The sequence below is a fragment of the Pseudomonas sp. R1-1 genome (genome assembly GCF_051132135.1).
In the GTDB taxonomy this organism is placed as follows: domain Bacteria; phylum Pseudomonadota; class Gammaproteobacteria; order Pseudomonadales; family Pseudomonadaceae; genus Aquipseudomonas.
The window spans coordinates 4,721,934-4,736,800 of the sequence record NZ_CP071663.1 but is presented as its reverse complement, the minus strand read 5'-3'; the positions used below and the strand labels follow the sequence as shown (position 1 = coordinate 4,736,800).

Genomic DNA, 14,867 nt, shown 5'->3' with positions numbered 1-14,867 from the left:
CGATTGCGGTGTGTCACTCAGCAATGTTCCAACTGACAGTCCGTAATCGCTAGCAGGCTAGCTCCCACAGGGGTAATGCGTCTTTCAGGCGGCGATCAATTCGCCTGCGCGACGCGGTTCTGCGGGTTTAGCCACTTCACCAAACAACGCCTTCTGCACCGCCTGCTGCGCTTCGAACGCCAGTGCCGCACGCTCGCGGCCTTCACAGGCAATCGGGTTGAGCAAATGCACTTCGACGTCGCCACAGTCATTGCTGAACAGGCGCATCAGGTGCGAGAGCAAATCGTCGTCGCCAATGAACGGCGCCAAGGTATCGACTTCGCCATGGCGCAGATAACGAATCGCCACCGGTTGCAGCATCACTTCGGAATCAATCGCCGCCGCCAACAAGCGCCCATGAAAAGTGCGCAGCGAGCGGCCGTCCGTGGTGGTGCCTTCGGGGAACATCAGCAAAGCGTGTTCGCTTTGCAGATGGCGGGTCATCTGTTTGCGGATCAACTGGCTGTCGCCCGAGCCGCGGCGGATGAACAGGCTGCCGGCCTTGGCCGCGAGCCAGCCGGCTACCGGCCAGGTGCGCACTTCGGCCTTGGACAGGAACGACAGCGGCGTGAGCATGCCCAGCAGCGGGATGTCGGTCCAGGACACATGATTGCTGACCCACAGCATCGGCTGTTTCGGCAGCTCGCCATGTACGCTCACGCGAAAGGGCAGGGCGTTGCTCAGGCGCGCCATGAAAAAGCGCGACCAGCGCTGGCGCCGCTCCATCGAATGCGCCAGACCAATGCGCTCGAACACCCCGAACACGCTGGCCATGCTCAAGCCCAGCGAGACCACCAGCAGCACCCGCGCGATTCGCGCGTACACCCGCAGCCGGCTCATCACACGGCCGCCTTGAAGTGTTTGGCGTAGCGCGGGCAGAGTTCGTCGCGCTTGAGCAGGATGAACACGTCGGCGACCTGGAAATCTTCGTCCCAGCACGGCTCGCCGCAAATCTTCGCACCCAGGCGCATGTAGGCCTTGAGCAGCGGCGGCATTTCCGCGATCACGTTGGAAGGGATATCCAGCGTCGGCAGCGGATTTTTCGGCTCGGCGCGCAGGTGTTCGGTGCACAGATAACGTTCGCGCAGGCGCTGCATGATCGCGTGGGCCTGAATGCCGCCGTCCTGCATCGGAATGCTCGCGCAACCCATCAGGTAGCTGTAGCCGCCCTGATTCAGCACTTCGGCCAACTCGCCCCAGAGCACGGCAATGGTCCCGCCGTTGCGGTAGGCCGGGTCGACGCACGTGCGGCCGATTTCCAGAATCGGGCCTTGCAGATGCGCGAGGCCGTGCAGGCTGAATTCCTCTTCACTGTAAAACTTGCCGAGGCTGCTGGCGGCGGCGTGATCGAGCAAACGGGTAGTCGCCACCAGGCGCCCGGTGTTCAGGTCACGCACGCCGATGTGGCTGCAGTGAACATCATAGTCATCCATGTCCAGACCCAGTTCCGCGCCTTTGAGTTTGGCGTTGAACTCGCCGCTGAAGACGGCGAAGCGCAGGGCCTGGGCTTGCTGCAAGGCTTCGGCGCCGATCAGGCGTTCGGCTTGCAGGCGGCGTTCATTGCCGGTGTCGCTGATGCGGGCGATTTGCGTCATGTGAATCTCCGTACGGGCCTTGAACCCGTCGTGGGTTGCAGCCGATCGACTTTCTTTATGCAGCCATGTTGTGCAAAGTCAGGCTATGTAGCCCCGGTGTCATCGCCATGAACGTTCGGTGATGCTTATATGACAGCCCAGAAGGAGGCGCCCGTGCCCTGGTCAGATTTGCTGCAACGGAGTGAACGCTTGCCCGCCGCCGACCTCGCTGAGGTTTTCGCCACGCTGTTGCAGACCCTTGGCACGGTCTCGCCGTTCGAACTCGCAGTCGCAGGCGGGCGGCGCATGGCCACGCCGGGGCTGGCGTTTCTGATCGGCTATCAAGCGGCGTTGCGCATGCTCTGGCCGAGCGCGCCATTGAGCCTCGGCGCGTTGTGCGCCACCGAGCAGCGCAGCCTGCGCCCGGCGGACATGCAAGCGCGGCTGAACGGCTTGCGCCTGAGCGGGCGCAAGGATTTCGTCACGGCCGGCGATGCGGCTGACTGGCTATTGGTGGCCGCGCGCAGCGAGCAGCCCGACGAAACACCGCGCCTGACGTTAGCGGTGGTCTACCCCGGCGAGCCCGGCGTGACCGTGGAAACACTGCCGGCGCTGCCGTTGATGCCGGACATCAGCCACGGTCGCCTGCACCTGGATGGCGCGTTGTGCGAACTGCTCGCCGGCGATGGCTGGGATGCGTACGTCAAACCGTTTCGCACCCTTGAAGACATTTACGTGCTGAGCGCGATGACCGCGTGGCTATATGGCGTTGGCCAGGACAGTGACTGGCCGCAGACCCTGCAATTGCGCTTGTTGGGGCTGTTGGCCGGGTGTGCCGAGGTGAGCCGGCAAGCGCCGGATAATCCGGCCGGGCATGTGTTGCTGGGTGGGTTGTTTGCGCAGTTCGAGGCGCTGGCGGGGGAGGTGGATCAAGCGTTGGCCGCAGGCCCGGTGGCGTGGGCGCAGATGTGGCAGCGGGACAAGGGCGTGATGCAATTGGCGGCGGGGGCTCGGGCGAAGCGGTTGGCCAAGGCTTTGTCGGCGAATTGAAGGGCCTCATCGCGAGCAGGCTCACTCCTACAGAGGATCGTGTTTCTTCAACTGGAATGCGATCAAACTGTAGGAGTGAGCCTGCTCGCGATAGCAATTCACCAAACGCCGCCGTCCTGTCATAAACCCCAACTAGGCTCTGCAGGTTCTTTTCCCAGAGCCTCGACCATGCGCAAAGGCCTGTCCCTGTTCCTGCTGCTCATCAGCCTCACCGCCCACGCCGAACAATGGCCCGGCGAGCAATGGTCAATCGCCCAGCCAATCACCGGCCCAGCCGTCGAGGCGCTGGAAACCTACGCCTTCCCACCCCGCGACGACAGCACCCGCCAAGGCATCCGCACCGACGCCTTGTTGATCATCCGCGACGGCCAGATCATCTACGAACGCTACGCCGGTCCGACCACCGCGCAAACCGCGCACCTGACCTGGTCGATCAGCAAAAGCCTGATGGCCACCGTGCTCGGCGTGGCGTATGGCGAACACCGCTTCAAGCTCGAAGACCCGGCCGCGCAGTATTACCCGCCGCTGGCAAACCACCCGGGGATCAAAATCGCCGACCTTCTGCACTGGGCCTCGGGCATCGACTGGCAGGAAGACTACGAATACGCGCCGCTGAAATCCTCGGTAGTGGCGATGCTCTATACCCGCGGTCGTCGCGACATGGCCGTGTTCGCCGCTGATCATCCGACCTACGCTGAACCGGGTCGGGCGTTTCGTTATTCCAGCGGCGACAGCAACCTGCTCGCCGCTGCGTTGAAAGGCATGCTCGGCCCGCAGCGTTATGCCGATTACCCGTGGACGGCATTGTTCGAACCGCTGGGGATTCGCCGCGCGGTTTGGGAAATCGATGCCAGCGGCACGTTCGTCGCCTCGTCCTACGCCTACCTCACCGCGCGGGATCTGGCGCGGGTCGGGCTCCTGATGGCGCGCGACGGACGCTGGCAGGACCGGCAACTGCTGCCCAGGGATTGGGTCGCGTTCAACCGGGAACCCTTCGCCAGCTACAAGGCGGGTCAGGACGAAGCCGTGCCCGGCGGCCACTGGTGGCTCAATCGCGCGGCGAACGCCGCCCCGTCGCCATGGCCCGCCGCACCGCCCGACACCTTCGCCGCGCTCGGCCATTGGGGCCAGGCGCTGTACGTGATTCCCAGCCAGAAACTGGTGGTTGTGCGCTACGCCGATGATCGCGATGGCAGTTACCGCCACAACGAATTGCTCGCGCGCGTGCTCAAGGCGGTGCAGCCATGAAGCGCTTGTTGCTGGTGGTGTTGGTCATGCTGCTCGGCTGGATCGCTTACGAACGTGAAAACCTGTGGGCCTTTCCGGACATCATCAGCGCCTACACCGCCAAGGAATATTGCTCGTGCCGTTATGTGATGAACAACGACGCCGAATACTGCCGTGGCTATGTAAAGCAGTGGCTGCCGATCAGCCAGTTCACCGATGACAGTGCCAGCAAAACCGTCACGGTCAGCGGCATCGGCCGCAGCAATAGCGCGCAGTGGCAGAACGAACGCCACGGTTGCCGCCTCATTCCGTGACCACACCCAATCCCTTTGTAGGAGTGAGCCTGCTCGCGATAGCGGTCTGACATTTTAAAAGATGTCGACTGATATTCCGAATCGCGAGCAGGCTCACTCCTACAGGATTTCGTTAGCCTATCAATCTGGGGTGAACTCCAGTTTGCAATAACCGTGGAGGCGGTTAAGGTTCGTGCAGGTTTATCGCCCCCACGAGTGCTCAATGTTCAACCGCTCCCTCTGCAAAACCCTTTCTTGCCTGCTGCTGGCCGCCGCCGTATTGCCGGCCCAGGCCAATTGGTATCTGGACGGCGAGTCGTCGCGGCTGTCGTTCGTCAGCACGAAAAACGCTAGCGTTTCCGAAGTGCAGCGCTTTCTGGTGCTGCACGGCAAGGTCGATCCCAATGGGCGGGCCGAAGTCGAGGTCGAGCTGGAGTCGATCAACAGCGGCATTCCGCTGCGCGATGAGCGGATGCGCAAGGAGTTGTTCCAGATCGAGCAGTTCCCGGAAGCGACCATCACCACGCAGATCGACCTGCGCCCGATCAATGATCTGGCCCCCGGTGCGCAGCTGGAATTGCGCCTGCCGCTGACCGTCAAGCTGCATGGCAAGCAACACGAATATCCCGCCGAGCTGCTGGCGACGCGCCTTGATGATCGGCGTTTTCAAGTCGTGACGCTGGAGCCGCTGGTGATCAACGCGGCGGATTTCGACCTCGCGCCAGGGCTGGAAAGCCTGCGCAAACTCGCCGATCTGTCGGCCATCAGTCTGTCGGTACCGGTGGGTGCGGTGCTGATCTTCACGGCGCGCTGACATGCGCGGCGCAGTGTTTCCCTGGCGCGACGGCAACCGCTTCGAGCTGTTGATCGACGGCCCGCAATTTTTTCCGCGGATGCTCGAGCACATCGCCGCCGCCAAAGAACAGATCGAACTGGAACTGTATCTGGTCGAGGCCGGCGCCTGCGCCGACACCATCGTCCAGGCACTGGTGGCGGCGGCCGAGCGCGGTGTGCGCGTGCGCTGCCTGTTCGATGATTACGGCAGCCTCGCGTTTACCTTGCACTTGCGTCAGCGCCTGACCGCTGCCGGGGTTGAATTGCGTTTCTATAACCGCTTGAGCTGGCGGCGCTGGGTCGGCAATTTCTATCGCGATCACCGCAAATTGCTGCTGGTCGATCAATGTTTGGCGGTGGTCGGCGGCACCGGTGTCACCGACGAATTCTGGACCCCGGGCGAGGACGCCAGCGAGTGGCACGAAGTGATGGTGCAGATCAGCGGCCCGCTGGTGATCGACTGGCAATTGCTGTTCGATCGCCAGTGGATCGCCAACCGCTACCGCCGCGCCTGGCGTCCGGCAGCGCATTTTGGCCTGCCGCGTTTGCCGCGCGTGCCGGACAAGGGCGAGGGTATGGGCCGCGTGGCTTATGCCGATGCGCGCCAGCATCGCGACATTCTGCAATCGCTGTTTCGCGCGCTGAACAGCGGGCAGAAACGCATCTGGATGGCCACGCCGTATTTCCTGCCGACCTGGAAAATCCGCCGCTCCCTGCGCAAGGCGGCTGCGCGCGGCGTCGACGTGCGTTTGCTGCTGACCGGGCCGCGCACCGATCACCCGTCAGTGCGCTACGCCGGGCATCGCTACTACCCGCGACTGCTCAAGGCCGGCGTGCAGATCTTCGAATACCAGCCGTGCTTCCTGCACCTGAAAATGGTGCTGGTGGACGAATGGGTGAGTATCGGTTCGTGCAACTTCGATCACTGGAACCTGCGCTTCAATCTGGAAGCGAACCTGGAGGCGCTGGATCCGTCGTTGACGGCGGCAGTGGAGGCGAGTTTTGTCAGGGACTTCGGGCTGAGTCAGTTGGTCAGCCTCGAGGAATGGCAGCGCCGGCCGTTGTGGCGGCGGGTCAAGCAGCGGGTGTGGGGCTGGGTGGATCGGTTGGTGGTCAACATCCTCGATAGACGCGGCTAGTCGGCCTCCCACAAATCATTGTAGGAGCGAGCCTGCTCGCGATAGCGGTGTGTCAGTCAACTTTGATCGTTCCCACGCTCCGCGTGGGAATGCAGCCCGTGACGCTCCGCGTCATTGGACGCGGAGCGTCCCTTGAGGCATTCCCACGCAGAGCGTGGGAACGATCAGTGTGTGTGGCGGTTAGAGCAATTCGAAGCTTTGTTGCGTCACGTCCTGCGAATCCAGGCCGATCTGCACGTTGAATTTGCCGGGTTCTGCCGCGTACTTGAGCTGGGCGTTGTAGAACTTCAGATCATCCTCAGTGATGGTGAAGTGCACGACTTTCTGTTCGCCGGCCTTGAGCATGATTTTCTGGAAGTTCTTCAGTTCTTTCACCGGGCGGATCATCGAGCCGGTGACGTCCTGAATGTACAGCTGCACCACGGTTTCGCCGTCACGCTTGCCGGTGTTCTTGACCATGACGCTGGCGTCGAGCTTGCCGGTGGCATTCAGCGTGGTCGACGACAAGGCCATGTCGCTGAGGGCGAAGGTGGTGTAGCTCAGGCCATAACCGAACGGGAACAGCGGCCCGGTGGTGTCATCGAAATACTGCGAGGTGTAGTTACCCGGTTTGCCCGGGGTGAACGGCCGGCCAATGCTCAGGTGGTTGTAGTAGGTCGGAATCTGCCCGACGGAGCGCGGGAAGGTCACCGGCAGTTTGCCCGACGGGTTGTAGTCGCCGAACAGCACGTCAGCAATCGCGTTGCCCCCCTCGGTGCCGCTGAACCAGGTTTCCAGAATCGCGTCAGCCGACTGGTTCTCTTCGAGAATGGTCAGCGGGCGGCCGTTCATCAACACCAGCACCAGCGGCTTGCCAGTGGCTTTCAAGGCGCGGATCAGCTCACGCTGGGTTTCCGGGATGTTCAGGTCGGTACGGCTGGAGGATTCGTGGGACATGCCACGGGATTCGCCGACTGCCGCGACGACGACGTCAGCGTCTTTGGCGGCTTTCACCGCTTCGTCGATCAGCACACTGGCCGGGCGTGGATCATCGACCACTTCCGGCGCATCGAAGTTGAGGAAGTTCAGGTAGTCGAGGACCTTCTTGTCGCCAGTGATGTTGGCGCCACGGGCGTAGATCAGCTTCGATTTTTCGCCGATCACCGCGCTCATGCCGTCAAACAGCGTCACCGATTGCGCAGGGCGGCCGGCGGCGGCCCAACTGCCCATCATGTCGATCGGCGCTTTGGCCAGCGGGCCGACCAGCGCGACTTTCGCGTCTTTCTTCAGCGGCAGGGTTTCGTTGTGGTTCTTTAGCAGCACCAGACTGCGTCGTGCCACTTCACGGGCCTCGGCGCGGTGCAGACGGCTTTCGGCGTAGGTGTCGGCCGGATCATCCTCGGCCTTGCCGATGCGCAGGTACGGGTCCTTGAACAGGCCCATGTCGTATTTGGCGGCGAGCACTTCGCGCACGGCGTTGTCGATGTCTTTCTGTTCGATTTCGCCAGATTTGAGCAGCCCCGGCAGTTCCTTGCCGTACAGGGTGTCGTTCATGCTCATGTCGATGCCGGCCTTGATCGCCAGCTTCGCCGCTTCACGCCCGTCGCGAGCGACGCCGTGTTTGATCAGCTCGAAAATCGCCCCGTGGTCGCTGACTGCCAGGCCCTTGAAGCCCCAATCTCTGCGCAGCAGATCGTTCATCAGCCACGTATTGGCCGTGGCCGGAATTCCATTGATCGAGTTCAACGCGACCATCACCCCACCGGCGCCGGCATCGATCGCGGCGCGGTATGGCGGCAGATAATCCTGGTACATCTTCACCGGGCTCATGTCGACGGTGTTGTAGTCGCGACCGCCCTCGACCGCGCCGTACAGGGCGAAGTGCTTGACGCTGGCCATGATGCTGTCGGCGGCGCTCGGAGTGGCGCCCTGGTAGGCGCGGACCATGACTCCGGCAATGCGCGAGGTCAGGTAGGTGTCTTCACCGAAACCTTCGGAGCTGCGGCCCCAGCGCGGGTCGCGGGAAATGTCGACCATCGGCGCAAAGGTGATGTCGAGGCTGTCGGCGGCGGCTTCTTTCGCCGCCACACGACCGGACTGGCCGATGGCGTCCATGTCCCAGCTTGAGGCGAGGGCTAGCGGAATCGGGAAAATCGTACGGTGACCGTGGATCACGTCGTACGCGAAAAACATCGGAATCTTCAGGCGGCTGCGCATGGCGGCGTCCTGCATCGGCCGGTTTTCCGCGCGGGTGATCGAATTGAAGGTGCCGCCGATGTTACCGGCGGCGATCTCTTTGCGGATCAGCTCGCGAGGCATTTCCGGGCCGATGCTGATCAGGCGCAACTGGCCGATCTTTTCATCGAGGGTCATCTGGCCCATCAGGTTGCTGATGAACGCGTCCTTGTTTTCCAGAGGGACCGGAGTCGTGGCGGCCAGTACCTGGTGACTGGCCAGGCTGACGAACAGGCCCAGCAAACACAGCTTCTTCATGAATGTTTTTTCTCAAGGGCCCAAACGGTGACGAAACACCGGCCAGCCAAAATGTAAGGAGCGACTATTGTTGTTCGGGTGCCGGCTCGAATATTCAGAGCCAAAAAACCACAGTCGACAGCGGCAGCGTGAACACGAAGGGCACTTTTTAGCCCATAAGCCCGTCGCAATCCAGTGGCGGGGCCGATTATGCCCCAACCGCCGTGCCGGAATGTCCAGCGCGCGGTTTTTAATCAAAGGAGCATCACCGCAATGACGATCAGCCCGACCTACCGCTCACGTTTGCAAGTGGCCACGCTGCTGGTGCTGGCTACGTTCTTGACCGCGTGCGGCATCAATAATATCCCGACCCTCGACGAACAGGCCAAAGCCGCTTGGGGCCAGGTGCAGAACCAATACCAGCGCCGCGCCGACCTGATCCCCAATCTGGTGGAAACGGTCAAAGGTTATGCCGCCCATGAACAGGAAACCCTGACCGCCGTGATCGAAGCGCGGGCCAAGGCCACGTCGATCCAGGTCGATGCCAGCACCCTCGACGACCCAGCGAAACTCAAGCAATTCCAGCAGGCGCAGGATCAACTGACCGGCGCGTTGAGCCGCCTGATGGTGGTGTCCGAACGCTATCCCGACCTAAAGGCCAACCAGAACTTCCTCGCCCTGCAATCGCAGCTCGAAGGCACGGAAAACCGCATCGCTGTGGCGCGGCGCGATTTCATTCTGGCGGTGCAGAAATACAATACCGAGATCCGCACCTTCCCCGGGCGTCTGTGGCACAGCGTGATGTACAGCGATCTGCCGATGCGCGAAACCTTCGAAGCCACCACGCCCGGCGCGGAAAAGGCCCCGGAAGTGAAGTTCTGATCCGATGTTGGCGATGAGGTTATGCATGCGCGTGTTGAAAACGGGCCTGGTGTTGATGCTCTGGCTGTTTGCCGTCAGCGCCCAGGCCGAATTGACGTTCCCGACGCTGAGCGGCCGCGTGGTGGATCAGGCGCAGATGCTCGAGCCGTCGCTGCGCGCGCAGCTGAGCCAGCAATTGCAGGCCCACGAACAGGCGACCGGCGAGCAGGTGGTAGTGGTCACGCTGCCCGACCTGCAGGGCACCACTATTGAGGATTTCGGCGTTCAACTGGGCCGGCACTGGGGCATCGGCCAGAAGGACAAGAACAATGGCGCACTGCTGATCGTCGCCCGTGACGAGCGCAAGCTGCGCATCGAGGTCGGTTATGGCCTCGAGGACCGGCTGACCGATGCGCAGGCGTCGGTGATCATCCATCAGGTCATCACGCCCGCGTTCAAGGCCGGCAATTTCGGCAAAGGTATCAGCGACGGGGTGGCGGCGATGCTGGTGGTGCTCGGTGGCAATCCATTGGACGAGCCATCGACGGTGTACGAATCCAGTGGCGACCCGGCCGATGATTTCATCTCGCGGCATCCGGCGCTGTTCATGTTTTTGGTGATGTTGTTCATCCTGACGGTGTTTGTCTGCCAGATGCTCGGTATCCTGCCCGCCGGCCGTGGCGGCTCCGGAGGCGGGGGCGGCTTGGGTGGCGGTGGATTCGGCGGGGGCGGTGGCGGCGGAGGCGGCTTCAGCGGCGGCGGAGGCAGTTTCGGCGGCGGTGGTTCGTCCGGCGGCTGGTGAGCACAGAACAATAACGAGCAGGCATTTTTCGAATGGCATTACTGACTGAACACGAACAACGCAAAGTCGCCGAGGCGATCGCCCGGGTCGAACGCGACACTGACGCCGAACTGGTCACGGTGCTGGCTGCGCGCGCCGACGACTATGCGTACATCCCGCTGCTCTGGGCCAGTCTGCTGGCGCTGGTGCTGCCGGGCGTCGTGCATTACCTGACCGGCTGGCTGACCTTGCGCAGCTTGCTGATGGTGCAGTGGGGCCTGTTCATCGTGCTGTGCCTGCTGTTCCGCCTGCCGAAAATCACCACCCATCTGGTCCCGCGCCGAGTGCGGCACTGGCGCGCTTCGAATCTGGCGCGGCGGCAGTTTCTTGAACAGAACCTGCATCACACCGTGGGCAGCACCGGCATGCTGATTTTTGTCTGCGAGGCTGAGCGGTATGTGGAGATTCTGGTGGATGAGGGCATCTCGCGGCGTCTGGACAACAAGAACTGGGATGTGATTGTTGCGGCGTTTACCGAGCAGGTAAGGCAGGGGCGCACGCTGGAGGGGTTTGTCACCTGTATCGAGGCGTGTGGCGAGTTGTTGAAAGTGCATGTGCCGGTGACGCAGGTGAGGAATGAGTTGCCGAATCGGTTGGTGGTGTTGGGCTGAAAGGGTTCTTCCTGCTTGAGATCGCAATCCCTCACCCCAGCCCTCTCCCAGAGGGAGAGGGAGCCGATATTTGTGGCTTTCGAGACCTGAGTTCGACTGGGTATTTCAGGTCGGTGCAACTCGCTGAAACAACGCGGTCGGCCCCCTCTCCCTCCGGGAGAGGGCTGGGGTGAGGGTAGCTTTTAAAGTACTCAAACCAACCGTTCAGTAAATAAGCACGTGTCCGCAACCCCCATCCCCCCTAAAATACCCGCCATTCCCGATTTCGCCCGTCCGAGGCCGCTTTTTCATGTCTGTCACCGCCCCATCCGCGCCGTCCGCAAAGTCTGCGCCCGACCACCACGCCCAGTTCATCGAGCTGCTGCAAACCAGCCTCGAACAGAATGGCTTCATCAAACTGGTGCTGGCCAAGTACGTCGGTGACGAGGCGGATCTGCAGCGGGTGATCATCAAACCGGTGACGGTCAAGGCCCAGCCACACCTGTCCTTCGTCTACCGCTACAAGACCCGCGACATCATCAAGAACCTGCCCCTGACTGACGGCGTAGCGGCGATTGCCGGGCTGCTGCCGAGCTCGTTCAAGAATGCGCATTTGCTGGCGCTGAGTGACGAAGCTCAGCTCGAATACAGCAAAAAGGGCAAGTCTTCGCTGTTCAAGAGCAAAGCTCAGCAATTGCGCGAGGCGCCGTCCGCCGAGCACAACCGCGAGAAAAACCGCTTTCTTGAGTTGAGCCGGCCATTTCTCCAAGACCTCGGCGTGACCAATGCCCAGCACGAGCTGATCCCGGCGATGTCGCGCAAGTGGAAGCAGATCAACAAGTTCATTGAAGTCTTCAGCCACGCCCTGACCTCGTCACCGCTGGCGCTGGACAAGCCGGTGCGGGTGGCGGATTTCGGTTCGGGCAAGGGCTATCTGACGTTCGCGATCCACGATTACCTGCGAAACACCTTAAAGGCCGAAGGCGAAGTCACCGGCGTTGAACTGCGCGAGGAGATGGTCAACCTGTGCAACACCGCAGCGGCGAAACTCGAGCATCCGGGGCTGGTGTTCAAGTGCGGCGACGTGCGCAGCGTCGCGCCAAGCGAGCTGGACGTGATGATCGCCCTGCATGCCTGCGACATCGCCACCGATTACGCGATCCACACCGGCATTCGCTCGGGCGCGTCGATCATCATGTGCTCGCCGTGCTGCCACAAGCAGATCCGCCTGCAGATCCAGAGCCCGGCGCTGCTCAAACCGATGCTGCAATACGGTTTGCACCTTGGCCAGCAGGCGGAAATGGTCACCGACAGCCTGCGTGCGCTATTCCTTGAAGCCTGCGGTTACGAGACCAAAGTGTTCGAGTTCATCTCGCTGGAACACACCAACAAGAACAAGATGATCCTGGCGGTGAAACGCGCCGAGCCGGTGAACCCGGCGCAGTTGTTGCTGAAGATTCAGGAGTTGAAAGACTTCTACCACATCAGCGAACACTGCCTGGAAACCCTGCTGCGCGCCGACGGCTACCTGGCCTGACGCGAAACCTGTGGGAGCCTGCTCGCGAAAGCGGACTGACAGTCGACGATAATGCTGGCTGTTACGACCCCTTCGCGAGCAGGCTCGCTCCCACTGGGGCTCTCACTGCGGTCTTGCGCCCAAGCATGACCGTGGCAATCACGCCGCAGGCAAACACCCAAGTGACCGGCTCGACGTGTTCGCCGAAGAACAGCGCCGAAAAGGCGATGGTGAAGAATATCTGCAACAGTTGAATCTGACTGACCCGGGCGATGCCGCCCATGGCCAGCCCGGCGTACCAGGCGAAAAATCCGAGAAACTGCGAAAACAGTGCAACGTAACCAAACGCCCACCAGGCCTTGGTCGACACCGCGCCCTGATGTTGCAGGGCCAAATACAACACCGGCCCGATCAACAGCGGCGTCGACAGCACCAGCGCCCAGCAGATCACCTGCCAGCCGCCCATTTCTTTGGCCAAGCGGCCGCCCTCGGCGTAACCCAGCCCACCGACAGCAATCGCCCCGAGCATTAGCAAATCCCCGGCCTGAATGCTGCCCGCCCCGGTGTACAAGGCATAACCGAGCACCAACGCACTGCCCAACGCGGCGCAAGCCCAGAAGGCTTTCGACGGGCGCTCATGGGACAGCCACGCCGCGTACAGCGCCACGCACAGCGGTTGCAAACCATTGACCAGCGCACCGTGGGACGCCGGCAACGTTTGCATGGCCCACGCCGACAACACCGGAAAGCCCAGAATCACCCCGGCGATCACCAGACTCAGGCCTTTGACTTGCTGCCAGCTCGGCCACTTCTCGCGACGCCACAACAGCAACAGCGCCGCCGGGATCGCCGCGAACAGCGCCCGCCCCAAGCCGTTGAGCAGCGGATGCAGTTCCTGCACCACGATGCGGGTGAAGGGCAGGGTCAGGCTGAAAATCACCACACCGAGCAGGCCGAGGGCCATGCCGGTGTTTTCGCGCGAGGACATGAGAGGGACCGGATTTGAAGGTGGCTGGAAGTCCTCCATCTAGCCATAAACCGCACGCTTCAGGCTGTTACAGACAGACACAAATTGAGACGTACAGTTTGCCGACGCCATCGCGAGCAGGCTCACTCCTACAGGGGAACGCATTCCAGATGTAGGAGTGAGCCTGCTCGCGATGAACGATGACTCGGTCTACCTTGAATACTCCCAGACCTTTCCCGCAGGAGACCTCCCCATGCCCGCCAAAAAAATCCTCATGCTGGTCGGCGATTACGTCGAAGACTACGAAGTGATGGTGCCGTTCCAGGCCCTGCAAATGATCGGTCACAGCGTGCATGCCGTGTGCCCGGACAAAGCCGCCGGGCAAACCGTGCGCACCGCGATTCATGATTTCGAAGGCGATCAGACCTACAGCGAAAAACCCGGTCATCTGTTTGCCCTGAATTTCGACTTCGCCAAGGTCAGCGAAGCCGATTACGACGCGCTGCTGATCCCTGGCGGGCGTGCGCCGGAGTATCTGCGGCTGAACGAGAAAGTCCTTGAACTGGTGCGCGCCTTCGACAACGCCGGCAAACCGATCGCCGCGGTCTGCCACGGTGCGCAACTGCTGGCGGCGGCGGGCGTGCTCGAAGGACGCGAATGCAGCGCGTACCCGGCCTGTGCACCGGAAGTGCGCTTGGCCGGCGGTACCTACATCGACATCGCCGTCACCGACGGTCATGTGCAGGGCAATCTGGCCACGGCACCGGCATGGCCGGCCCACCCGAACTGGCTGGCCGGGTTCCTCGGGTTGCTCGGCACGCAAATCATTTTGTAGTGAGCGGTCATGCCCGTTCGCGAGCAGGCTCGCCCCCACAGGGAATGTGTTCCGGTGTGTGAGCCAGCTTGCTGGCGGTGGCGCTGCAACAGGCGACAGATAGCCCGCGCTGGTCTTTACTCTGAAGCGCACTCTGCCTAAATCGCCAAGGAGCAATACGCATGTCCGGATGGTACGAAGTCAGCAAGAGCAGCAACGGCCAGTTCAGGTTCGTGCTCAAAGCAGCGAATGCCGAAACGATTCTGACCAGCGAGCTGTACACCACGCGCGCCGGCGCCGACGGAGGCATCGCCGCCGTGCAGAGCAACAGCGCGGTGGACGAGCGCTACGAGAAAAAGTCGACCAAGGACGGCCATCCCTATTTCAATCTGAAAGCGGCCAATCACCAGGTCATCGGCAGCAGCGAGGCCTACTCCTCGGATGCCGCCTGCGACAAAGGTATCGCCAGTGTCAAAAGCAACGGCGCGACCAAGGTGATCAAGGACAAGACCGTGCCTGTCCTCTGAATACACCTGCCCTCCACAGATGGCTGCATTCCAAATGTGCGAGCGAGCCTGCTCGCGATGAGGCCATCAGCTTTGATAGAGATGTCGACCGACAGACCGCTATCGCGAGCAGGCTCACTCCTACAGGGGGCTTTGTGGTGCCAG

General features: G+C 61.9%; 15 protein-coding genes. 11 read left to right on the top strand and 4 right to left on the bottom strand.

The features are described from left to right. Positions 1-84 precede the first annotated feature (84 nt). Both J3P75_RS21245 and olsB read right to left on the bottom strand, forming a co-directional pair. Entirely contained in the window at positions 85-879 is a 795-nt protein-coding gene (locus J3P75_RS21245; RefSeq protein ID WP_434708075.1) for a lysophospholipid acyltransferase family protein, read from the bottom strand. Next, positions 879-1,634: an L-ornithine N(alpha)-acyltransferase gene (olsB, locus tag J3P75_RS21240; RefSeq protein WP_125917726.1), complete on the bottom strand. Its 756-nt coding sequence runs from the start codon at positions 1,632-1,634 to the stop codon at positions 879-881. Before olsB ends, J3P75_RS21245 begins: the two co-directional genes overlap by 1 nt. Positions 1,635-1,787: 153 nt before the next feature. Here olsB and J3P75_RS21235 point away from each other — a divergent pair, with 153 nt between their 5' ends. The 5 genes from J3P75_RS21235 to J3P75_RS21215 all read left to right on the top strand — a co-directional run bounded on the left by J3P75_RS21235 (position 1,788) and on the right by J3P75_RS21215 (position 6,156). After that, positions 1,788-2,663, top strand: coding sequence for an acyl-CoA dehydrogenase (locus tag J3P75_RS21235; protein WP_434708074.1), 876 nt, complete (start codon positions 1,788-1,790; stop codon positions 2,661-2,663). A 168-nt stretch (positions 2,664-2,831) separates the two neighbouring features. Beyond that, positions 2,832-3,911, top strand: coding sequence for a serine hydrolase domain-containing protein (locus J3P75_RS21230; RefSeq protein ID WP_434708073.1), 1,080 nt, complete (start codon positions 2,832-2,834; stop codon positions 3,909-3,911). Next, on the top strand, positions 3,908-4,204 hold the full coding sequence (locus J3P75_RS21225; RefSeq protein ID WP_434708072.1) for an amidase: 297 nt from the start codon (positions 3,908-3,910) through the stop codon (positions 4,202-4,204). The genes J3P75_RS21230 and J3P75_RS21225 overlap by 4 nt, the downstream gene beginning before the upstream one ends. Positions 4,205-4,406: 202 nt before the next feature. Then, complete coding sequence (locus tag J3P75_RS21220) at positions 4,407-4,997, top strand: YceI family protein (RefSeq protein WP_434708071.1); 591 nt, start codon at positions 4,407-4,409, stop codon at positions 4,995-4,997. Between the two features lies 1 nt (position 4,998). After that, positions 4,999-6,156 (top strand): phospholipase D-like domain-containing protein, encoded by a 1,158-nt coding sequence (locus tag J3P75_RS21215; protein WP_434708070.1) that lies wholly within the window; start codon positions 4,999-5,001, stop codon positions 6,154-6,156. 180 nt (positions 6,157-6,336) lie between these two features. Here the strand turns inward: J3P75_RS21215 and bglX are convergent, their stop codons facing one another. Continuing rightward, the gene (gene bglX, locus J3P75_RS21210; protein ID WP_434708069.1) at positions 6,337-8,628 is read right to left on the bottom strand and encodes a beta-glucosidase BglX; all 2,292 of its coding nucleotides are present in this window, start codon (positions 8,626-8,628) and stop codon (positions 6,337-6,339) included. A 252-nt stretch (positions 8,629-8,880) separates the two neighbouring features. Between bglX and J3P75_RS21205 the strand changes: the two genes are divergently transcribed. From J3P75_RS21205 to J3P75_RS21190, 4 genes are all read left to right on the top strand, one after another. Further along, positions 8,881-9,489, top strand: coding sequence for a LemA family protein (locus J3P75_RS21205; RefSeq protein WP_203421059.1), 609 nt, complete (start codon positions 8,881-8,883; stop codon positions 9,487-9,489). A 25-nt stretch (positions 9,490-9,514) separates the two neighbouring features. After that, on the top strand, positions 9,515-10,270 hold the full coding sequence (locus J3P75_RS21200; RefSeq protein ID WP_434708068.1) for a TPM domain-containing protein: 756 nt from the start codon (positions 9,515-9,517) through the stop codon (positions 10,268-10,270). Positions 10,271-10,302: 32 nt separating this feature from the next. Further along, positions 10,303-10,920 (top strand): TPM domain-containing protein, encoded by a 618-nt coding sequence (locus tag J3P75_RS21195; RefSeq protein WP_090282170.1) that lies wholly within the window; start codon positions 10,303-10,305, stop codon positions 10,918-10,920. A gap of 289 nt (positions 10,921-11,209) precedes the next feature. Then, positions 11,210-12,436 carry a class I SAM-dependent methyltransferase gene (locus J3P75_RS21190; protein WP_434708067.1) on the top strand — a complete coding sequence of 409 codons (1,227 nt, stop codon included), beginning with the start codon at positions 11,210-11,212 and terminating at the stop codon, positions 12,434-12,436. A gap of 61 nt (positions 12,437-12,497) precedes the next feature. Here J3P75_RS21190 and J3P75_RS21185 read toward each other — a convergent pair whose 3' ends face one another. Then, positions 12,498-13,403, bottom strand: a complete 906-nt coding sequence (locus J3P75_RS21185; RefSeq protein WP_434708066.1) for a DMT family transporter — start codon at positions 13,401-13,403, stop codon at positions 12,498-12,500. A gap of 232 nt (positions 13,404-13,635) precedes the next feature. On the opposite strand from J3P75_RS21185, the gene J3P75_RS21180 reads away from it, so the two are divergent. After that, positions 13,636-14,217, top strand: a complete 582-nt coding sequence (locus J3P75_RS21180) for a DJ-1/PfpI family protein (RefSeq protein WP_434708065.1) — start codon at positions 13,636-13,638, stop codon at positions 14,215-14,217. A gap of 161 nt (positions 14,218-14,378) precedes the next feature. Beyond that, entirely contained in the window at positions 14,379-14,723 is a 345-nt protein-coding gene (locus tag J3P75_RS21175) for a YegP family protein (RefSeq protein ID WP_394506161.1), read from the top strand. Positions 14,724-14,867: the final 144 nt, after the last annotated feature.